The 22,097-nt window shown below is 40.9% G+C and carries 19 protein-coding genes; 6 read left to right on the top strand and 13 right to left on the bottom strand.

Going from position 1 to position 22,097, the window contains the following annotated elements; genetic code table 11:
* Window positions 1–49 precede the first annotated feature (49 nt).
* Window positions 50–211: a DUF5522 domain-containing protein gene (locus BV214_RS16825; RefSeq protein WP_176328519.1), complete on the bottom strand. Its 162-nt coding sequence runs from the start codon at window positions 209–211 to the stop codon at window positions 50–52.
* A 518-nt stretch (window positions 212–729) separates the two neighbouring features.
* Here BV214_RS16825 and BV214_RS12975 point away from each other — a divergent pair.
* From BV214_RS12975 to hemL, 3 genes are read left to right on the top strand one after another with little or no spacing between them, the layout of a single operon-like run.
* Window positions 730–1,635: a 1-aminocyclopropane-1-carboxylate deaminase/D-cysteine desulfhydrase gene (locus BV214_RS12975; protein ID WP_086477941.1), complete on the top strand. Its 906-nt coding sequence runs from the start codon at window positions 730–732 to the stop codon at window positions 1,633–1,635.
* A complete protein-coding gene (locus BV214_RS12970; protein ID WP_086477940.1) occupies window positions 1,632–2,477 on the top strand; it encodes a glucosaminidase domain-containing protein in 846 nt (281 codons plus the stop codon). Before BV214_RS12975 ends, BV214_RS12970 begins: the two co-directional genes overlap by 4 nt.
* A gap of 6 nt (window positions 2,478–2,483) precedes the next feature.
* A complete protein-coding gene (hemL, locus tag BV214_RS12965) occupies window positions 2,484–3,776 on the top strand; it encodes a glutamate-1-semialdehyde 2,1-aminomutase (protein WP_086477939.1) in 1,293 nt (430 codons plus the stop codon).
* 132 nt (window positions 3,777–3,908) lie between these two features.
* On the opposite strand, the gene BV214_RS12960 is transcribed toward hemL, so the two are convergent.
* From BV214_RS12960 to lysS, 8 genes are all read right to left on the bottom strand, one after another.
* Window positions 3,909–4,346, bottom strand: coding sequence for a DUF4890 domain-containing protein (locus tag BV214_RS12960; RefSeq protein ID WP_086477938.1), 438 nt, complete (start codon window positions 4,344–4,346; stop codon window positions 3,909–3,911).
* A gap of 361 nt (window positions 4,347–4,707) precedes the next feature.
* Window positions 4,708–4,872 carry a hypothetical protein gene (locus tag BV214_RS16820; RefSeq protein ID WP_176328518.1) on the bottom strand — a complete coding sequence of 55 codons (165 nt, stop codon included), beginning with the start codon at window positions 4,870–4,872 and terminating at the stop codon, window positions 4,708–4,710.
* Window positions 4,873–5,004: 132 nt separating this feature from the next.
* Window positions 5,005–5,196, bottom strand: a complete 192-nt coding sequence (locus tag BV214_RS12955; protein ID WP_086477937.1) for a hypothetical protein — start codon at window positions 5,194–5,196, stop codon at window positions 5,005–5,007.
* Between the two features lie 196 nt (window positions 5,197–5,392).
* Window positions 5,393–7,894 (bottom strand): zinc-dependent metalloprotease, encoded by a 2,502-nt coding sequence (locus BV214_RS12950; protein ID WP_086477936.1) that lies wholly within the window; start codon window positions 7,892–7,894, stop codon window positions 5,393–5,395.
* 367 nt (window positions 7,895–8,261) lie between these two features.
* Window positions 8,262–9,659: a c-type cytochrome domain-containing protein gene (locus BV214_RS12945; RefSeq protein ID WP_086477935.1), complete on the bottom strand. Its 1,398-nt coding sequence runs from the start codon at window positions 9,657–9,659 to the stop codon at window positions 8,262–8,264.
* A 3-nt stretch (window positions 9,660–9,662) separates the two neighbouring features.
* A complete protein-coding gene (locus tag BV214_RS12940; RefSeq protein WP_223883399.1) occupies window positions 9,663–10,544 on the bottom strand; it encodes a sugar phosphate isomerase/epimerase family protein in 882 nt (293 codons plus the stop codon).
* A 30-nt stretch (window positions 10,545–10,574) separates the two neighbouring features.
* Entirely contained in the window at window positions 10,575–10,952 is a 378-nt protein-coding gene (locus BV214_RS12935; protein WP_245806793.1) for a DUF1501 domain-containing protein, read from the bottom strand.
* A 26-nt stretch (window positions 10,953–10,978) separates the two neighbouring features.
* Entirely contained in the window at window positions 10,979–12,670 is a 1,692-nt protein-coding gene (gene lysS / locus BV214_RS12930; RefSeq protein ID WP_086477934.1) for a lysine--tRNA ligase, read from the bottom strand.
* A 158-nt stretch (window positions 12,671–12,828) separates the two neighbouring features.
* Between lysS and BV214_RS12925 the strand changes: the two genes are divergently transcribed.
* Together BV214_RS12925 and lipB are read left to right on the top strand one after the other, a co-directional pair.
* Window positions 12,829–12,984, top strand: coding sequence for a YqaE/Pmp3 family membrane protein (locus BV214_RS12925; RefSeq protein ID WP_086477933.1), 156 nt, complete (start codon window positions 12,829–12,831; stop codon window positions 12,982–12,984).
* 36 nt (window positions 12,985–13,020) lie between these two features.
* A complete protein-coding gene (gene lipB, locus BV214_RS12920; RefSeq protein WP_086477932.1) occupies window positions 13,021–13,743 on the top strand; it encodes a lipoyl(octanoyl) transferase LipB in 723 nt (240 codons plus the stop codon).
* A 50-nt stretch (window positions 13,744–13,793) separates the two neighbouring features.
* Here lipB and BV214_RS12915 read toward each other — a convergent pair whose 3' ends face one another.
* The 4 genes from BV214_RS12915 to BV214_RS12900 all read right to left on the bottom strand — a co-directional run bounded on the left by BV214_RS12915 (window position 13,794) and on the right by BV214_RS12900 (window position 19,433).
* Window positions 13,794–14,492: a TapB family protein gene (locus tag BV214_RS12915; RefSeq protein WP_086477931.1), complete on the bottom strand. Its 699-nt coding sequence runs from the start codon at window positions 14,490–14,492 to the stop codon at window positions 13,794–13,796.
* Window positions 14,493–14,565: 73 nt separating this feature from the next.
* The gene (locus BV214_RS12910; protein WP_086477930.1) at window positions 14,566–15,900 is read right to left on the bottom strand and encodes an OmpA family protein; all 1,335 of its coding nucleotides are present in this window, start codon (window positions 15,898–15,900) and stop codon (window positions 14,566–14,568) included.
* A gap of 447 nt (window positions 15,901–16,347) precedes the next feature.
* Window positions 16,348–18,807, bottom strand: coding sequence for a DUF3352 domain-containing protein (locus BV214_RS12905; protein ID WP_086477929.1), 2,460 nt, complete (start codon window positions 18,805–18,807; stop codon window positions 16,348–16,350).
* A gap of 56 nt (window positions 18,808–18,863) precedes the next feature.
* Window positions 18,864–19,433 (bottom strand): ribonuclease HII, encoded by a 570-nt coding sequence (locus BV214_RS12900; protein ID WP_086477928.1) that lies wholly within the window; start codon window positions 19,431–19,433, stop codon window positions 18,864–18,866.
* Between the two features lie 528 nt (window positions 19,434–19,961).
* Here BV214_RS12900 and BV214_RS12895 point away from each other — a divergent pair.
* The gene (locus tag BV214_RS12895) at window positions 19,962–21,950 is read left to right on the top strand and encodes a putative porin (RefSeq protein ID WP_086477927.1); all 1,989 of its coding nucleotides are present in this window, start codon (window positions 19,962–19,964) and stop codon (window positions 21,948–21,950) included.
* Window positions 21,951–22,097 lie beyond the last annotated feature (147 nt).

Genomic DNA, 22,097 nt, shown 5'->3' with positions numbered 1-22,097 from the left:
TAAACTTCACAATAGGATATCACAAATATCATGCCGAATGGAATAGGAGTTACTTTCTTCTCGCCGTCTTGGGATTGTAGCCGTAAGGGCAATGTCTACAACCACTTTCGCAACAATATCCACGCTTTAAGAGGTATTGTTTTGTGAACACTTTATAGCCTTCTTCAGAGAGATAAAAATCCCCTTCCTCTATGGGTATTATTTTTTTCATTGCTGTAAATTTATGGGATTTAATTGAAAAGAGGGCTGAGAGTCCCATTCTTTGAGGCTATTTGGGTTTCTACTAGCTTGCTTTTTGGTTTTTTATCTTATTTAGCTAGTTTTAAATCGAAAAGCGCACATTATTGAATTAAGGACCGTTATCTTTATATAAGTTAGATTTCGCTTTATGGTTATTGTGTTTAAACATCTTTTTTATAAGGACTATGTAGGATTATCGGTCTGGCCTTTTATCATACTCAAGAATCGAGCTCTTATAAAGGATGTCGTTCTCATTAATCATGAAAAGATTCACCTACGGCAGCAAAAGGAATTATTGATTCTTCCCTTTTATTTTTTATACTTCCTGGAGGGCCTTATCCGGTTTTTTATATACTTCGATGCTTATACGGCGTATAGGAACATCAGTTTTGAAAGGGAGGCCTACCAAAATGAATCCAACCCACATTATCTGCAACAACGAAGACCGTATAGTTTTATTAAATATCTTTGGGCTGAAAAGCGATAATTGTGTCGGGTATACATCAACATGTAGAACTTCCCCTATTAAAAGAAAAACAGGTTTCCCTAATTGTAAAAAGGGAAGACTTGATTCATCCCTATATTTCCGGGAATAAATTCCGCAAGTTAAAATACAATCTGCTAGAAGCCCAACAATTGGGGCATCGCACCTTGGTGACTTTTGGAGGGGCCTTTTCTAACCATATTGCTGCCACTGCCTATGCCGGAAAAGAGGTAGGCCTCCGTACCATTGGGATTATAAGGGGCGCTGAATTACAAGGGAATTATAATAATAACCCTACGCTGCTGCAAGCCAGTAAAAATGGAATGGACTTTATGTTTATTTCCAGGGAGCAGTATAGGGATAAGACTAACCCAGACTATTTGCAAAAACTCCAGGATACCATGGGGCCATTTTATCTGGTCCCGGAAGGGGGAACCAATGCCTTGGCTATAAAAGGCTGCGAAGAAATATTGAGCGAGCGAGACCTTGAGTACCATTACGTTTGTTGTAGTGTTGGGACAGGAGGTACCATGGCCGGTATCATTAATTCCTCTAGCAAGAACCAAACGGTATTGGGTTTAGCATCCCTTAAAGGTGATTTTCTAAGAAAAGATATTCGTAGTTTTGTCTCCAGGGATAATTGGGAATTAAAGACCAATTATCACTTTGGCGGTTATGCCAAGGTATCCCCACAGCTTATAGCGTTTATTAACTGGTTTAAGCGGGAAACCGGTATTCCTACCGATCCTATTTATACCGGAAAACTGTTGTATGGGGTACTGGATTTGGTGAAGCAGGACTATTTTAGACCTGGAGCGTCTGTTTTAGTGGTGCATACAGGTGGTTTACAGGGGATTGAAGGAATGAATATAAAATTAAAGAAAAGACAGCAACCATTGATTGAAGTATGATAAGAAGAATAATAACAATACTTGTTTTTGGATTTTTAATGATCGCTTGTGGCACTAAAAAGCGAGTTGCCCCATCGAAGAAGCCAATAGAGAGAACTGTAGAAAAGCCTGCGGAAAAAGCGCCAGAAAAAGAACAAAGGGAGCAGGGGAATGTGTTGTATCCACTTCCGGAGGATACGGGGAAGTTTGTGCAATTTCCAGTGAATTCGGTGGAAGAATATATCACGACTTTTTCGGAGATAGCGCGCTTTGAGATGAAAGCTTATGGCATCCCTGCCAGTATTACCCTGGCGCAGGGAATATTAGAGAGCGGAGCGGGTAGAGGGAATCTTACCCAAAGAACAAATAACCATTTTGGCATAAAGTGCCACACGGGTTGGAATGGCGATTATGATTTTCACGACGACGATGAGAAAGGGGAGTGTTTTAGGAAATACAACCACCCTATGTACTCTTTTAGGGATAGAAGTATATTTCTATCCTCCCGAGCGCGCTATGCCTTTTTGTTCAATTTAGATCACGACGACTACAAGGGTTGGGCAAAAGGCCTAAGACAAGCTGGTTATGCCACAGATAGAAAATACCCGGAAAAATTAATTTCCCTTATAGAGCGATACGAACTGTATAAGTATGATAAGGAGGTGATAAAGTCTGGGAGAATAGTGAAAAAGGAACCACAGGAGTACAGGCTTACAACCTATGTGGTACAAAAAGGAGATACCCTGTATTCCATTTCCAGGAGGTATTTTATTTCTGTTCCGGAACTGATGGAAATGAATAATTTGAAGAACAGTAATTTGGCGGTAGGCCAAAAAATCACTGTAAAAGCTGTAAAAAAATAAATAAATATGAGATATAAAAGAAGTAGTGCCTTGTTTGCCGATGCGCAAAAAGTTATTCCTGGAGGGGTAAATTCCCCGGTTAGAGCATTTAAGGCAGTAGGAGGAGAACCCATATTTGTTAAGGAGGCCAAAGGAGCTTATTTGTACGATGAGGATGGGAACCGATTAATTGACTATATAGCTTCATGGGGTCCACTAATTTTGGGACATGCCCACGAACCTGTTATTAATGCGGTAATAGAAAAAGCTAAAAAAGGTACTTCCTTTGGGATGCCTACAGAAATAGAAACCAAATTAGCGGAATTGGCGGTTTCCATGGTGCCCAATATAGATAAAATCCGATTTGTAAATAGTGGAACCGAGGCTTGTATGAGTGCCGTAAGGCTGGCCAGAGGCTTTACCGGAAAGGATAAGATTATAAAATTTGCGGGCTGTTACCACGGGCATTCAGATGCCTTCCTAATACAAGCAGGTAGTGGAGCGGTTACCTTTGGAAGTCCCAATAGCCCGGGGGTTACTCAAGGAACTGCCAAGGATACTCTTTTGGCCATCTACAACAATTTGGAAAGCGTAAAATCTTTAGTAGTTGCCAATAAGGGGGAAATTGCCGCCGTAATCCTTGAGCCAGTAGCTGGAAATATGGGATGTATTATTCCAGATGAAAGTTTTATTAAAGGATTGCGTGACCTTTGTACCCAAGAAGGGATACTGTTGATTTTTGATGAGGTGATGACCGGATTTAGATTGGCAAAGGGAGGTGCACAGGAAGTTTTGGGTATAGATGCAGATATTGTAACCTTTGGTAAGGTTATAGGTGGCGGATTGCCCGTAGGTGCTTTTGCAGCCAGGGATGAAATTATGAGCTACTTGGCTCCCGATGGTCCGGTGTATCAGGCAGGTACCCTAAGTGGAAACCCCTTGGCAATGAGTGCCGGATTAGCCATGTTGACCGAACTAAACAACAATCCGGCGATCTTTAGAAGTCTGGCGGATAAAACTAAATACTTAGGAGCTGGCTTGGCTAAGGTGTTGACAGATAACAATATTCCCTTTCAAAAAAATAGATTTGGCTCCATGATATCCATACATTTTACGGATGAGCCGGTGGTAGATTTTGAAAGCTCTGTTAAAGGGAACAATGATACCTTTAAAAAGTATTTTCACGGAATGTTGAGAGAGGGCGTTTACCTACCGCCAAGTGCATTTGAAAGCTATTTCTTGAATGATGCACTTACGTACGAAGATCTGGATGCCACTATTGCGGCTCTTTCCAATATTGTGGACGATTTAAAACAATAGGAGTAGTCTGGATGATAAACCTAAACTGAATGTTCATCATCCAGGTTTAGTGTATTAGGGGATATCCACACCCTAGTTTTTTCCTTAACATGAGAAAGGAACTAGGGAGCGGATATCCCTTTTATTATATGGTTAATGCCTTCTTGCATAGCGTGCCTTTTTGGCGTTTGCCATTCTATGGGATTTCCTTTTAGTATTGATTTTGTTCCAAACTATAAATTGTTCCTTAGATAGTATTTTTTGAAGCTGTTGCCTCTGCGCAATCTGATGATCCAAATGCGCTACTCTAAGCTCATAGCGCTGTTCCGAACTAAGAGGTTTTATCTCTCCACTTTCTCTTTTGGCTTGCATCTCCTTTCTTCGCTCCACGCGCGCGGTAACATTTTCTAAATTTAACTTTTGAATCTGTGCTTGTTGGGCATCGGTTAAATCTAGCGCCAAGGTCATTTTTTTGGTTTGCAGGGTTGCCATTTGCTGGGGAGTTAAATCCTTCATTCCCTTTCGGTTTCCCGTTTGCGCAATAGCGGTAAAGCCAAGTAGAAATACCATGGTAAAAACTAATTTTTTCATCCTTTAAAAATTTATGGGTTTACTAGTAGGACAGCTGAAACAACAATTGGTTTAATCTCGTATCTTATTTTTATGGAGGTTAGACTAGGAAAACATCTTGTTTTTATAAGATTTGGAAATGATTGCTGGGGATTTTCACCTAATTATTAAAATGTATAGGAAGGTTTCTTAGGGTGTTGTTAATAATATTGTTGGAAGTAGTTCCTGCCTGTGATATAAATAGGGAAGGGGGTGTTGAGCTTAGGAAATAGTAGCCCAAGAACTGACAACCTAGGTAAACGGGCCTACTAAACCAAGTGCAAAATACTGTCTTTGGTAGTTGCTGGCGACTTACACTCTATGTTGTTGAAAGAAAGAGGGATTAGCTCTGTTTTTCTAAACTAACAATAGTTTGGTCTATTTTCTCAACATGTTCTGTGGTAAGTTCTTCCGTAACTGTATGGGAATCTTCCTGGAGGTAGGTGCCTACCAAAGCCGAAAAAATGAAGCCGATTAGGTAGACTAAACTTTTAACTCTGTAGTTCATAGGTTTAGGGCGTTGTTTAGTGCTTCTAATTTAAGAGAACCTTTGGGAATGTACGAGTCATTGTTGTGAAACCAAGCTTTCTTGTGGTGTATGTCTACCTTGGATCGGTTTAGAAATTAGGATATTATAGAATTAAGTTTTTTCCAGGGTTTCAAATGGTTTTTTAATATGCTCATCAGGGAGTATAGTGTCTTTATTTTCTTTAGGTATTTCAACCGACTGGGTAGGAGGGGGCGGCTCATTTTCTACGTCTAAATAGTAGTAAAAGACAGAGGCAGCTAAGAAACAGATAAAATAAAGCAGGCTTTTAATTTTATAAGACACTGATATGGGATTTTATTACAGCTGTAAATGTAGGAAATAACATCAACACCATGGCAATTGATAACAACCTTTAATAATCTTTAACGATGGTACCTTCTTTGATCCTATAAGCTATGGATAAGGTAGAACTTATAAAAAAAGTAGGCTAGGGTAAAATAATGCCCTAGCCTACTTTAATAAGGTGGTTCCTACTTTATTATTTAGGTTCCAAGATTTGGTTTATCCTCGTTACCGCATCCTGCAAGTGATACTTGCTCATGGGATCGGAGGTACGTGCAATGGCATTGTTTATATCTCGCTTTAAAACATTTAACTGGGCCCTAGCAATGGAGCGGATATCCGATTGGCTTGTGTTGATAGCGGTAGATTTACGGTAGCCGCCCATTTCGGATTGTTTGGCCTCGCTTTCTGCCGTCATCAAATAAGCCAAACGATCTATATGCGCCTTTTGTAGGTTTCTTCTATAGATGTCTATACTATTGCCTCTTCTCAATTCGGACCAGATTCCCTTTCTTAGGTCGTTCATCATATTTAACAGACTATACGCCTCCTTGCCGTTAATCGCCTCATTTTCTAGCAGCCTTGCCATTCGGCCCAGGCTTAAAATATTGTTTAAGGTTCTTTCTTGCGTTTTTCTAATCCTTTCTACAGAACCTGAATACTCAATTTTATTGAAAATGTTGGGGTCTATTAACCACTCTGGTGTTTTAAAAAGCTGGTCTTGGATGAAAATCATACAATTTTGCTGATGCTCCTTGGCTACTGGAGTATAAACTGCTCCCTCTTGGTCGTACGTTTTTTGATGTTCGTAAACACCTCCAATGTTATTACTAACATGGCCCATATATCTGTTGAATTGAGCAATAACCTGCCCGTACAAAACATTTAGATCCTTGTAGTCCTTGCCATCCTCTGCCGTCCATTCTATTAATTGGGGAACAATCAACTTAAGGTTATTTATCCCGTAGGTACTTGCTTTAATGGCATCGTCCCCTAAGTCTTCTGTTTGGGAACTGGGGTCTACCACATCTCCCACTTGCTGATGTCCAAATCGGTATAGAGGGTCTCCTGCATGTTTTAGGATCCAGCTATCCAATATTTCTTTCTCCTCGGTTTCGGACTTGTCCAAAATTGGACGGTATCCCCAATTGATAGCATACTTGTCATAAATACCGATTTGAGGCATTAGCGCTACTCCTTCATCCCCTGGTTGAGCTACGTAATTAAAACGGGCATAATCCATTATAGAAGGTGCAGTACCGTATTTCTGTGTAAAGGTAGCAGAACGTAAGGAGTCTACCGGATAGGCGGCACTACTCCCCATATTATGGGGAAGGCCTAAGGTGTGCCCCACTTCGTGAGAGGATACGAAGCGGATTAGACGACCCATTACTTCTTCTTTAAAAGCTACGCCCCTTGCATCCGGATTGATGGCTGCGGTCTGTACAAAAAACCAGTTTCTTAGCAAGGACATTACGTTGTGGTACCAATTAATATCGGACTCCAATATTTCCCCACTTCTTGGATCGCTAACTCGCGGACCGTTGGCATTGGGAATGGGAGAGGCTAAATAGCGTACTACCGAATACCTAACATCTTCTGGAGACCATTCCGGATCTTCCTCTATGGTAGGAGGATCTTTAGCAAGAATGGCATTTTTAAAACCCGCCGCCTCAAATGCTACTTGCCAGTCTTCAATTCCTTGCTTTATATAAGGGACCCAATGTTCCGGGGTTGCCCGGTCTACATAATAAACAATAGGCTTCTTGGGTTCTACCAATTCCCCACGTTTAAATTTTTCTATATCCTCCTCTTTTACCTCTAATCTCCAACGATCTAAATAGGTAACTCGCTTGCTTTCTTGTGCGTTGAGACCATAATCTATTTGGCTACTGGTAAACCAACCAACACGAGAGTCGAATGCGCGTCGTTTCATAGGTTCTTCTGGCAAGAGAATCATGGAGTTGTTAATCTCAATGGAAATAGAACCCAAGGTGGCATTGGAAGGGGGATTGCCCGCAGCGTATGTTTTTACATGTCTGGCCTCTATGTTCAAGGGAAAGCTTTTAAGGGACTCAATATAGCTTCTAGAGCCTTCTAGTCTAGATACTTTGTACCGGTTACGGTAAAATTCTGGCATTCCCAAGGCTTTTACATCTTCCTCAAATAAGTCGTTTACCTGAATAACGGTGGCCAATTTGGTAGAATCCTTCTTGTTGATCGCCTTAATATCGAATGCATACAAAACCGGCTCAAAATTAGAGTTTACTACTGCTTCGTGGATTGGGAGAGAGTCCGATGCCACTACATCATGACTAACTACGCGGAGCAAAACCTTTTTGTCTCGCTTCTCCCATCGGAGGACTTTGGTATTAATTTTTCCTCCCCCAAAACCAATGCCGCTTGCCGTTTTGGAAATCCTGCTCACCATGAGCATCTCCTTGGAAAATAAGCTGTCTGGAATTTCATAATAGTATTTGCTGTCCACTTTGTGCACGTCAAATAGACCTTTATCCGTAATGGCCTCCTTGGTAATTACTTTGTCGTATGGCTGAATATCCCCTTTTTTAGGTTTTTCCGCCTCACTGGCCTGTTCTGTTTTTTTGGATTTCCTTTTAAAAATTTGGGCTTCGGTAGATGTAATAAAGCCCAATAACAAAAATGCAAATAGCATTTTTTGAAGTCGATTTGTAATCATGATTGAGTTATATGTTATTTTGTAAATTCAATTCCTTCAAAGAACTGAATTAATTTTAGAATCCGGAAATGTAGCCGGGGTATTGATTTATTTTCAATGAATACCCTTGGTTGATGGGAATAATTTGATGGCTGAGGTGGTTTGTATCGTAAAATGCATCGAATTCGTGTTTTTCGTGAGTATGTTACAGCGATTTTCTTTGGGAAATGTCCTGAGGGATGATTTTTTTGAGGTTGGGGAGCTGCCATAAAAAAGACCTGGTTTCACAATTTAAGCAGTTTGTAATAAGTGTATGAGCTATCCATTCCTCTCATGATATTTTTGTAATTCACTTTGGTTTAACCGTATCCCTGCCAATGCACAATCTTTAATATACAATGGTGTCTGCAGCTATTTTGGGCAGTTGGTAGTTTCCATAATCTATACGGAGGTCGCTGGAAGTTGGTGGATTTTGGAACTCTGTTGGATCAACCTTGCTATTATAAAGGAAAACGGACTTTAACGCTTTAAAAGAGTTAAGGCTGGAAAGATGTTTGCCGCTAAAATTGGTATGAGTTAGGTGTAGTGTTTTTAAATAATCCAAAGATTGTAATTTGTCTATATTTTCCCCGGTTATCTGTGTATGGTTCAATTTTAAAACAGTGAGGTTGGGAAATTTAGTCAGTGACTCAAAAATAGCATCAGTAAGCTGGGTGTTACTTACATCTAGGTTTACCAATTGTTTGCTTAACGAACTTAGTAGTTTTAAATCAGCATCGATAAAATCTGGTTTATTGATGCAGGAAACACGGATCAGGTTACTAGACGCACTTATTGGTTCTATATGGAAGCCATAACTTCTTATCAACCTAATGGTATCTGTAGGAATGGCAGCTACCTCTAGTTCGGGATAATCGGTGGCTCTGTCCTTTGGGAAAAAGGCGGTAAACAAGGACTTGGGAAGCTTTAATTCGCCAATTGTTTTGTCAAAAGATGGTCCGGTTTCTATCCACGCCTTGATAACTTCAATTTCTTCCTTAGATAATTGTGACTTTTCCTTGGGAGGCATATGGTCCTCATGATCTATGGGCAAAACGAGTCGCGCATACAAAGGGCTGTTTTTTATATCGTGGCAATTTATTACCTCACCGTTCTCACCACCATTTAATATCCCTTCAGGATTATTCAGGTGTAAGTCTCCCTTACTTTTTTTGGGGTTGTGACAGCTTAGACATCGGTTGTTAAGGATGGGTTGTACCACTTGGGCGTATAAATCTGATTCTTCCCAAAGCGCTTCCTCCAGTCTGGGCAGTTCGTAGTTTTTAGGAGCGATGCCCAAGGCAGTTTTTATTGCTGTTGGTAAAGGTTCCACGAGGTAATCCGATCCGTGGGTAATGCTCCCCCCAAGATGACCGGTTATGGAGATTAGAAATAATAAGGAATAGGAGAAGAGACTAGTGGGTATGCGACTTAAAAACTCTACGGTAGTGGGTGCCTTAATGCGGTAATACATTAATCCAGAAAAAAGGGCAGTGGCGATTCCCGCCCACAAGTGAAACTTTATGGTGTTAAACCCATAACCCTCATTAAGGTAAAGTAAGTATCCGCTAATACTAGCCACAATGGCTGCGATAAAACCCCATAAGAATACCTTGGCAATTACGGGTTTCAAGGTGCCTTGTTTGCGGTCTATCCATTGTAACAACAAACCCGTAATGATAAATCCAATAGGTAAGTGGACAACCATTGGGTGTAAACGCCCTATTAATTGTTGAATTACATCCATTATTTACCTCCTCAATTTTAGGCGTTCTTTTAAAGCTTTCATCATAGAAACGTTGGCTTCCCATTGGTCTGTCAATGGGATTTTGGAATAAGGGAGTGTGGGCATATAATCTGGGGGACCAAACTCAGTGGTTACTGTAAATATACCCTTGTTTTCTTTCCAGCTTGTTCTAATGATCTCCTCCCAGAGGTCTAAATGTCTTTCTACGGTAGGTGTCCATTCCGGCGCTTTTGGGTCGCTTATTTGTGGACCTTGGGGATGGCCTATACGAGCGTGAACGTGGTGCGACCTACTAATCACCGGTTTCAGCAACTCCTCTTTTCCCTCTAGCAGGGATTCGTGTACCACCATCCAATGACTAATATCCAAGGTAAGCTTTAAATTGGGTAATTGTGATAGGTACTTGCTGGTTTCAGGAAGGCTATAGCTAAACCGTCCCCTATGGGTCTCATGAACCACCGGAATGTTATATTTTTCGCTTATAGTGGTGGCAGCATTAATAAATGCACGATTTTCCTCGAAACTATAAAAATCACTTCCAGTATGAGAATTGACGAGGGTTGGATTCCATTTCATTAATTTTTCCAAACCAGTTTTATACTGTTCTAGGCTCTCTTTAAAGGGAAGACCTTTATTGGTGCCGTGTAAAAAAATCAGCTTAAGTTGGTGTTTGGCCAAGGCTGCTTTTAATTGGCCTTGATCAGCGTTGTTAGAGGGTAGCCAAGTTTCTATTCCATCATAGCCAGCTGCTTTTGCCTTTTCACAAAAGGCATCATAGGTTAACTTATTTCCCCAATCTGTTTGAAAAAACATTATTTTTTCTTGGGCCTGGGAGAGGGTTATTGTGCAAAGGAAAAGAACTACAAAAGTTTTAATGGGATTCATGGGTTGTTTTTTTGGTTGGGCTGTGGTTGTTTATGCTAATATTTCATGGATCACCTGGCCTTCCACATCGGTAAGCCTAAATGGTCTCCCCTGGAATTCATAGGTGAACTGTTCGTGGTTAAAGCCCAAGAGGTGGAGTATGGTAGCATGTATATCGTGTACGGAAACCTGACCTTCCAAGGCAGAAAAACCAATTTCGTCCGTAAGGCCCCAACTGGCGCCCTTCTTTATACCCCCTCCGGCTATCCACATGGTAAAGGCGTCCCCATGATGGTCCCGTCCTTTTTTTCTGGACGAATACCGATACTGTGGGGTGATAAACTTTGGAGCGTGGTAATACAAAAAGGGCTGGAAAATTATTCCCAGCCCTTTTAATAAATATAAACATAAGTAAAGGTTCAACGCCATGAGCGTTGTTCTAATCCCTTAGGAAGTTACTTTGTTAAAACAACCATTTTTGTAGCTCCCTCAGTCGTAACTTTCACAAGTTCGTGCTTGGCGAGGGCCTTCATAGCTCGGTCCCATTTTTTACCACTCAATCCTGCCTGCTCCTTTAGTTCTTGTAAGGGCAAAGTTCCAGATGGTTTTAATAGGGATAAGATTCCCTTCTCTTCGTCGTTCAATTCTACTTCCTTCTTCTCTGGGCGCATTTGTGGGAAGAAAAGTACTTCCTGTATAGAACTGTTATTGGTCATTAGCATTACCAAACGATCTATACCAATACCTATACCACTGGTAGGGGGCATCCCGTATTCCAAAGCTCTAATAAAGTCTTGGTCTATAAACATAGCCTCATCATCCCCTTTTTCTGAGAGTTTAAGCTGCTCTTCAAATCGTTCGCGTTGGTCAATGGGATCGTTCAGCTCAGAGTAGGCATTTGCCAACTCCTTTCCGTTTACCATCAATTCAAATCGTTCAGTTAAGGCCTTGTTGCTGCGATGTTCCTTTGTTAATGGGCTCATTTCCTTTGGGTAATCGGTAATAAAAGTGGGCTGTATATAATGATGCTCACATTTTTCCCCAAAGATCTCATCAATCAGCTTTCCTACACCCATGGTTTCATCTACCTCTAGGTTTAATTTTTTGGCCACTTCCCTAAGTTCATTCTCGTCCATGCCAGCTACATCATAACCGGTATGGGTTTTAATAGCTTCAAGAATCGGAATTCTGGGGTAGGGGGCTTTAAATTCAATTTGGTGCTCTCCTACCGTAACTTTTGAGGTGCCATTAGAGTCTATAGCTACCTTTTCTAGTAGCGTCTCGGTCATATCCATCATCCAATTGTAATCCTTATACGCTACGTATAGTTCCATTACCGTAAATTCAGGATTATGGGTGCGGTCCATGCCTTCATTCCTAAAGTCTTTTGCAAACTCGTACACGCCATCAAATCCGCCCACGATTAATCTCTTAAGATATAATTCGTTAGCAATCCTTAAATATAAGGGGATGTTTAGGGCATTGTGGTGCGTTTTAAACGGACGAGCCGCGGCACCCCCTGGAATTGGTTGTAGAATTGGGGTTTCTACCTCCAGGTATCCTGCATCGTTGAAAAATTGACGAATGCTATTGGTGATCTTGGTACGCTTTATAAAGTTGTTCTTTACGCTAGGGTTAACTACCAAGTCTACATAACGTTGACGGTAGCGCAACTCTGGGTCGTTAAACTGGTCGTGTACGTTACCCTCTGCGTCTACTTTTGGAAGTGGTAAAGGACGTAGGGATTTGCTAAGTAGCGTGTAGTTCTTAACCATCACCGTTTTTTCTCCCACCTGGGTAGTGAATAGGGTTCCTTCTACCCCAATGATATCCCCAATATCCAATAGTTTTTTGTAGACCTCATTATATAAGGTTTTATCTTCCCCAGTACAAATCTCATCCCGGTTAAAATATACTTGTATACGGCCTTCGCTATCTTGCAATTCTGCGAAGGAGGCCTTTCCCTGTATTCTACGGGACATAAGCCTTCCGGAAATAACTACCTTCTTGCCTTCTTCATATTTTTCCTTTATGGTCCTGGACGTATTGTTTACAGGATAAAGTGCCGCGGGATAGGGGTCTATCCCTAGTTCACGTAACTTGCCAAGTTTTTCTCTTCTGATTACTTCTTGTTCCGAAAGTTGCATACAATAATGATTAAGGATGCAAATATAGCTACTCTGGCTTAATCTATCAATCCTGTAAATAGTATTGTTCCACGGCTGTTTGTATTTTTGTCAACTTACTGTAACAATAGGCCCCTAATTTCGTCCTATTGGTACATCAATCAAAAATCAAAAAGTAAATGGGATGCTTTAGAGTGCTGTTGGCCATCATATTCCCGCCCCTATCAGTTATTGATAAAGGTTGTGGGTCATTTATAATTGTTTTTCTTCTCACCTTATGTGGTTGGGTGCCTGGAGTGGTTGCGGCTTTGATCATACTTAACAATCCAAATTAGGACTTTATTTTTAAGTGGAGTTTGTATCTTTGCCTTATGAACAAAAGGATTCTCTTAGAAGATTTAGGCCATAAAGATTACAAGGAAACTTGGGACTATCAGGAAACACTTTTCCAATCTATTTTGGATTTGAAAATTAAGAACCGCAGGGAGGATGCAGGACTGGAAACTCCTAATCATTTTCTCTTTGTAGAGCACCCTCATGTCTATACGCTGGGGAAGAGTGGGAATATGGGCAATCTCTTGGTAGATGAGGCTCATTTGGCAGAAAAGCAAGCCAGTTTTTACAAGATCAACCGGGGTGGGGATATTACTTACCACGGTCCCGGACAGGTGGTGGGGTATCCAATCCTAGATCTCGATAATTTTTTCACTGATATCCATAAGTACCTGCGATTATTAGAGGATATGATTATCCTTACCCTTGCAGAGTATGGCATAAAGGGAGAGCGTTCTAAGGGGGAAACCGGAGTTTGGATCGATGCAGGGACGCCCTTGGCCCGAAAAATATGTGCCATGGGAGTGCGTGCAAGTCGTTGGGTGACCATGCACGGTTTTGCTTTAAATGTAAATACCGATTTAGGGTATTTCGATTTAATGATTCCCTGTGGTATTAAAGACAAGGCGGTGACCTCCCTAAACGTAGAATTGGGAGTTAAAGAGGTGGCTATGGATGAGGTGAAGGAAAAATTGTTAAAACATTTTTCCACGCTTTTTGAAGCGGAGTTTCAAGCGGTAAAGACTGAAGTTTCGCAATAAAAAAACCGAGTGCAAAACGACTCGGTTTCTATTAATGTTCCCTTCTGGGGTTATTTATTATACTTGGTAAGCTCCATATGGCTGGTTAAAGCCCCTTTCTTATTGTAGATTTCTTGTTTAACCATCCCTACATCCTCGGCAAGCCATAATTTAGTGCTCATATTTTGCTTTACTCCCATGGTCTCCGAAATGGTGTCTTCTGTAAGTAGGTAACATTCAAATGTTCCGGCAGGGGTTGTTACACTTTCTTTACTTACTACCTTCCTATTGATCTGATCTACCTTCATAGTCATATTCATCCCGGTCATCTTAATGTTTATGGTTACATTGGCATCGTCTAGATCTTGCCCCACACTAAGGTTGTTGGGGATATTTATATCGGTGCCGGTAATATCCATTTCCATTCCCATTTCGGTGTATTGTTCAATCATCTTGGAGGGTACTAGCGAATTGTAATCTATTTTTATTCCCTGCCCCGTACAGCTTATTTTAAAATCGGAAACCATGATTTCTTCCCCTTTATTATCGGTGAATTTCATGTTCATGGTAGCGGTGGTAGTGCCCCCTGAGTTGGTTACCTCTGTAATGGAATAATCTGTGGTTCCTTCCGGCTTGCCTTTTTTATTGCTCATGGTATATTGAAAGCTTACGCCTTCCTCCATGGGATAGAATTTACTGCAATTGTTCTGTGAAAAGCCTAAGGAGGCAATTAAGAAGGCTACTAATACGATGCAATTTCTTTTAATCATTGTGCTTAAGGTTTTAAGGTCAATATTCCAGGTTTATGCATAGGCCCTGTAACACAGGGCTGTAGCGGTTTTTTTATATTTTTATAAATTCTACTCTTCTATTTTTGGCTTTGCCAGCAGTAGTGCTGTTATCCCCAACTGGTTGGGCCTCCCCTTTTCCATCTGTTTGTAAGCGATTTTCCGATATCCCGAAATCGCTGCTCAGCGCATTTTTTACTGAAGCGGCTCTTTGTTTAGATAGTTCTAGGTTGGTGGCCTCACTACCATCGGCATCCGTATGGCCTACGATTTTAATATTGCTTTCAGATTCTTGTTGTAGGACATCGGCAATTTTTTTTAGGGTACCATAAGATTCAGGCTTAATTTTGTCTGACCCTGAATCAAATAAAATTCCTGTAGTGGAGAATTGCCCCTCTTTTAGAAGTTTGCTCCTTAGGTCTTCACCCCCTTCTGCCACCTTTACATTGGTGATGAAAACAAACTGCTCCTTGGTTTCGCTGGGCATATTACTTAAATGAAATTTGACGTATTTTACCAATCCAGGTTCAATAAATCGCGGAAGGTCTACCAGCTTGCGTTCGTTCATCCACATCCGAAATCGCTGCCCGTTAACCGAAATAGCCACATGTGCCAGTTGTAAAACGTCGTTTCGCACGTCTTTTTTCACATAATTTCGCAATGTATTTTGCCCATTGAAGTGATTGTTCACATATACCCCAGCATCAATATATTGAGCAAACGGAATACTAACTTCAGCATAATCAGCTCCCTGTTTCAGGCTATTGTTATCATCCAGTAATATTTTAAGACGGGCGGTGGAGCTTACCTTTTTATCTAATCCCGAGGTAATCATATCAAACTCCAAGGTAAAGTCAGAGGGCAGTATTTCGGGAATATCGGGTACGTAGGTGGTCCTGTCCGATAGTTTCATCCATTTTCCCGGACTATTGTTTAGGGTTACCACTTCCCCAGATCCATTGGTATTCCATTTAGCAGGAAAGTCACCAATATTATCCACCGAAAAATCGTCGTAGATTAGTACACGGTCCCCAGCTACGAAGTCGTAGTTGGTGTAAAACTTTAAATCGTTGTTGCCAGCATCCATGTTGGTGGAGCTGGTAATGGTCCCTTCCTGATTGTTTGGATTGGGGGTGTTTGGCTCACCCCTTTCAGAAGGGGGATTAGATACAGGGCCCGGTCCCTTGCTTCCAGGCTCCAAAATACTGTCTAATGCTTGATCCGTTTTTTTACTTACCTCCCTGTCTACGCGCCTTTCAACGGTACGCTCGGCAGCCCTTTCGGCTCTTTTCCCCAATTTTTTTAAAATTTGACCATGACTAACATGGGAGAAGGAAAAGAGAAGCAAACCGCATAGCAAAGCCTTAGGGGTTATTTTCGTGAGTGTCATAACTAATTGATTTATAGGTCCAAATATGTTTGTTTTGAAAAAACGTTTTCTTTTAAAATTAAGGAATAAGAATGATTTATGAGAATAGACTGTATGTAATGCATGTTTTATTGTATTATCTGCAATAAAATTAGAATGGTCCGTTTCCTATGGCATTTATAGGTAAGAATTGCCTTGCTCAATTTTTGAGGAGATCAAGATGAGGGTGGATTTTAGTGACTGCGGTAAGGATGTATCACGCAAAGAATGAGGGAGAGATAGGCTAAAAAGGGGATGTGCCTGCCAGTAAACACCAAGATTCTTAAGGTGGGTAAATTTTATTAGGTGCCTAGAGGATTTTCAGAAAGGTGACCAATTTGTGAGTGCCTTGTAAATCGCTACTAGTAATAGGTTGCTTAATTATAAGCCTGGGATGCGGAGGCGTTTTCTCCAGAGCCCAGGCCCTAATTAATTAATTCTATATACAATAATGGAGTTTTCCTGGTCTTTGGAAACCAACTCTAGCTTATGGTCATTATCCATATCGCTGAGGTCTATCTGAGAGCTTCCGGATACGGGAAAGTTGGAAATGGGTTTGGCCTGACTGTCAAATAAATAGATCTTTTGATTTTGGATGTCTGTGACCGTGACATAGATCTTGTCGTTAAGATAAAATATTCTGGGTTTGGAGTATACCCCTAATTCCAGCGTTACCTTTTTTCCTCGTATCTGTAGTTCGTTGTCGTTCATTATAACGAGGGTTTTGCTAGTGGCATCCATCCCGTGATCTGGGAATAACCCTAGATTGGCTGTATTCACTTTTCCTTTTTCATCTATTTGATAGAGTCGGCCCTCCGTATCCGTCACGGTAAACTTCTTGTTATGAAGTTGCACCTCATTATCTGAAAAGGTGATTTTTTCTTTTACAGGGACTCTAGTTTGGCCTGTTCTAGAAAGGATTTTTAAATTGCCTCCCTCTTCTTTAAAAACCAGGTAGTCTTTTCTGCCAATCCGGAAGTGCTTGGCCCTTCCTAATATAGGACGGTCTGCCTTTTTATATTTAAAACCAGACACTATTTGTCCCTGCCTATTGTACATGAAAATTTTATCGCCCTGCGAAACTACAAAACGGTAATCCCTTCTGCCATCGTAATCAAAAACCGATAGAGGACCTAGGTTGCCGCCGCTATAGGAAAATGAAAAGGGTGCTACTTCGTTTCCGTTTCGGTCCAATATCAAAAATTGGTTGTCCGTGGTAAATGCTAATTGGAGTCGACCGTTTTTGTAGAGGTCTACCTGTTCTATACGACCCTGAATTCTACCAGAGAGCTGTTTTTTCCAAAGAATTTTACCCGCTGTAGAGATTAGGTATAAAGTATTCTCTTGGTCCTGTACTACAATTTCCTCTTTCTTGGTATAGTGGTTTTTTACAAATTGAGGGACGGTAGCTACCCCGCTTTCCAAGGTAAGTGTATATAAAGGCGTTGTTTTGTTCAAAGAGGTTTCGTGTGCAATCTTTTGAAATAAAATATGAGTGTGGTGAAAATGGTCTTCGGCAACCATTTGCGCTGCAAAAGAATACTCGGAAAGTTCTTTTGTATTAATTTCCTTGGCCAAGTTTTGGGTAAAATAACGGTTTAGGAAATATTCTACTCCTTTGGCGTTGGAAATAAAGAGAATAGAAGACTCATCTGCCAGCTGCTGCTGGGCCGTTTTGTAGGTAGCCGTCTTATTAAAAGTGCTGCTGTTCTTGTAATTGGCAATGATTGTTTTCAGCATTTCCGCAGAACGGGCAAAAACAAAGGTATTCTCCAAAATTGTGTAGTGGTTGGCATGGTAGCCCTTTACCAGGGGGTTAAAATAAGCATTGAGGAAATTATTCTTGGAGAGGGATACAATCTCATTTCCTTGATATTCTTCAGAACCGGTTTTTAAATTGTCTAAAAACTCGTGAATCTTCATGGAACCGCTGGTATGTAAAACGATGGAGAGGTCGCTATTTAAATAAATTAGACCGATTTCCTCAACGGCATCAAAGGTTTTGTCAATTTCAACAGACCTATCCAAATGCTTTTTCTGATTTTGGGCAAAGGCGGTATAGTTATCAAAGGTGAAGGATAAAATGGCGTCGGAGGCCATAGGAGCCATGTTTGGTGTTCTGTTTACAAGTGCGTGGGTGTTTCTAAATAGGTCGCTTATCTTAGGTAAAGAATCGTTAGCCGTATTTATTCCATTGAGTTTAACATGGTCTTTGTTGGAGTTGAAATCCAAAGATACCCATTCTGTAAAATTGGAAATATCCCACTGTGTTCCTTCGGCCAATACGCTGTTGAGAAGGGAGGTACTTTTCTTGGCATTAATAAAAATATTGGCACTGCTTTGGGTGTTTATTGCCTGATTTAATTTGTATAGTGAAGGATTAACCTCCAGATTATTTTTGTTGCGAAGTAGGTTCTCTAGCAACATCTTGGCCGAACTGATTATTATTTTGTCTTGAATTCTGGTTGCGTAGAAGGTATTCCCTTCCAAATTATGTTTCTCAATTGTCTTCCCTTCATAGGTAATGGTCTCTACCTTTTTATCGGTTATGTCCTCTACCATAAAAAGGTCTTCGGAATAATACGCAGCATATAAGACCTCAAAATTTTCTTTTCCCAGTTCAACAAAGGCCAGCATACTCTCCTTGTCGGTTTGTAGGTAATCCAAGGGTTTTACCTTTTCTACAATACTGGAATAAGGATGGGTAGAAGAGAAGGAGCTTAAAAGATGGTTCTTGTCCAATTTACTGGAGAAGGAAGATAGATCGTTTATCTTAATAATAACCGCACTGTTGTGGGGTATATAGGTTAATAAGGGGGAAGTAGTGCGAGACTTTTTGGCACATCCTAATAACAAGAAGATGGTTACAATCGCTAATTTAAATTTCATAGAAAGAACTTTACGTAAAAATAGAATTTTTAAATATCTCATTTTAGTCTTCCCGACTATAGTCGGAACGTTTTTCTGTGGTATTTTGTAATACCGTATTTCTTAATTGCCTCACGATGCTCTGCAGTGGGATACCCTTTGTTTTTCTTCCAGTTGTACATAGGATATTCCAAATGTATTTTTTCCATATACTGGTCTCTGGCGGTTTTAGCCAAAACCGATGCCGCTGCTATGCTCTGGTACTTGGCATCTCCTTTAACAATACAGGTATGAGGGATGTCTTTATAGGGAGTAAAACGGTTGCCATCTACAATAATAAATTCTAACGGCAATTGCAATTGATCCAGGGCGTGGTGCATGGCCAAGAACGAGGCGTTCAAAATATTAATATTATCAATCTCCTCTGGGAGAATATGTGCAATGCCAAAACTCAACGCATTGGTTTCTATATGGGGTCTTACCAAATCTCTTTTGGTTGCAGTAAGGAGTTTGGAGTCGTTAAGAATGGGGTTGGTATAATCGGGCGACAGTATTACTGCTGCTGCAGTTACCGGTCCAGCAAGGCAGCCTCTACCAGCTTCATCGGTGCCCGCTTCTCTAGAAGTAGTATAGTATGGTTGTAACATTTTGGGTTCTTTGCTAATTGTACACGTGTAAATTTGTCATCAAGCCCGTGGCTTTCCATTGTATATAGAAAGCAAAAGTATTTGTTTGTGGTAGGGCAAAAGGCCAAATATAAAAATTTATAAAAGGATTATTAGGTTTGCATAACTTGAAAGGGAGGAAATGAAGTATACTACTTAAAATCAATGGGTGTTATTGGCTGCTTTTCTATTAATGGATGAGGTTTATGGGGCGAAAACCTCTCAAGAAACGGTTTGGGTCCTCTAAGCGGATGGGTCTCCTAAGGATTGCTGGGCAATTGGGGAGTGTTGGGTAGAAAGTGTTTTTAACTTAAGGAGGGAGGGATGTCCTGAAGGGTTTCAGTTGATTTTTTGCTTTTCCTCATGTTTATTGATGTGGAGATTGTTCTGTAGATTTCGATTGTGCAGGCCAAGGGTATTGACGGAGATAAAGCGTTGTTTGCCTGTTTTTTGAAGTTTAGCATTTCGTTAAGGACAAAAAAATTAACTTTGTCGGCGTAAGTCCACAGCATGAGATATATATTGACGCTTTTAGTAGTATTTTTTAGTCAGGCCATTAGTGCTCAAGAAGATTCAATTCCTTCTCCTAGGAAAATGGGGGAGCCCCCTGTGGGCGTTCAACAAAGAATGCTGCCAGCAAAACGTACTCCTGGGACCCAAGTGCAGGAGATTACAATTAAGGATTATAAGATTATAGACTACCAAAGAGATACTACCTTTTTGGATACCACGATTTCCATACAGAAAGAATACAAATACAACTTTTTAAGAAGGGACGATTTTGAGCTAATGCCCTTCGCTAATGTTGGTCAGCCTTATAATAGGTTGGGGGCTAACTTAGAGGTGAACAATATCTACCCGGGATTGGGAGCCAGAGCCAAGCACTTTAATTATTTGGAGGCTAGGGAGGTAGATTATTATAATGTAGCTACCCCAATGACCGACCTGATGTTTAAAACTACCTTTGAACAGGGACAGTTGTTAGATGCATTACTAACCTTTAATACTTCAGAAAGACTTAACTTTTCATTGGGTTATAAGGGATTTAGATCGTTGGGAAAATATCAATTCAGTCAGGCCTCGTCCGGAAACTTTAAGGCCACTACCAATTATGTTACCCAAAACGGGCGCTATAGTTTAAGGGCTCATATTGCGACCCAAAACTTAGAAACCGAAGAGAATGGCGGGTTGGCCAATAAGGAATTGCAGTTTGAATCCAATGATCCCGATTTTGCTGATCGGTCTAGGTTAGATGTCTTGTTTTCCAATGCTAATAACCGACTTCATGGAAAGCGGTATTTCCTAGACCATGAATATGTGGTCTTTGGAAAACCATCCGAGTCGGGAAAAGCAAGGACTACTGCACTTACCATGGGGCATGAGTTTAATTATGAGTCCAAATATTACCAATACAAGCAAACTGCCAATAATCCATATTTTGGAGATGCCTTTCTGTCCGAGATAGGGGATAAAGTATATTTAAAGACCTACAATAATCAGCTGAGTGCCCGGTTTTCAAATAAAACGCTGGGAGCGCTTACAGGGCATGTGGACTTCTATCGGTACAATTACTATTTTAATACCGTTTTGCAGACGGATGACCAGTTGATTCAGAGTCAGTTGCAAGGGACTGAAGTTGCTGTGGGGGCAAAATATGTAAAAAAGATCGGTGGTTTTCAACTGAACGGGGCGCTAAAGTCTAACATTACTGGAGATCTTTCTGGGACCATCCTAGACGCCTTTGCCAGTTATCGTATCAATGAAAACCATGCGCTTAAGTTTTCTATTCACTCCTCCTCTAGGATGCCCAACTTTAACTTCTTGTTATACCAAAGTGATTACCGTAACTATAATTGGCAGCATACATCCGATTTTAAGAAGGTGGGTAATAATGGGTTTCAATTAGATCTAGATTCCAAAACCTGGGGTAATCTCAAGGCAAATTACACGAGCCTGAATAACTACACCTATTTTGCTGCCGACCCGTCAGAAACTGAGATAGAAGGTAGTGAGCAGGCCTTTATTAAGCCATTTCAGGAGTCTGGGAACGTAGATCTTTTTAAGGTGAATTATGAAAAGGAGTTTAAGTGGAAGGGATTTGCGCTGAATAATACAATTATGTATCAGAATGTAAACCAATCCAACCCCGTATTAAATCTGCCCGAGTTTGTAACGAGGAATACTTTGTACTATTCCAATTTTGGATTTAAAAAAGCATTGTATTTTCAGACGGGGGTTACCCTAAAGTATTTTACGGCCTATACCATGGACGCCTATAACCCGGTGCTGGGGGAATTCTATTCCCAAGATACGGAGAAGTTGGGAGGATTTCCAATGTTAGATTTCTTCATCAATGCCCGTATTCAACAGACCAGGGTATTCCTAAAGGCAGAGCACTTCAACTCCTTGTTTTCCGAAAACAAATTCTATGCGGCGCCAAACTATCCGTATAGGGATTTTGTGATTCGCTTTGGTTTGGTGTGGAACTTCTTCTCTTAAGTTTGGATTAGTTCATTTTCCTTTAGGGCGTTTCCCTCCTTCGTCGGGCCGTGCTCTCTGCAGTATCCCTAGCCTTGCTTCGGGGATGCCGCTGCAATCCCTGCCTAGCGGCGGGCATGCCTAACGCGGGACCGGTGGATGCGTCCC

The organism is Arenibacter amylolyticus (genome assembly GCF_002150785.1).
In the GTDB taxonomy this organism is placed as follows: Bacteria; Bacteroidota; Bacteroidia; order Flavobacteriales; family Flavobacteriaceae; genus Arenibacter; species Arenibacter amylolyticus.
This window is presented reverse-complemented; position numbering and strand designations above follow the sequence as displayed.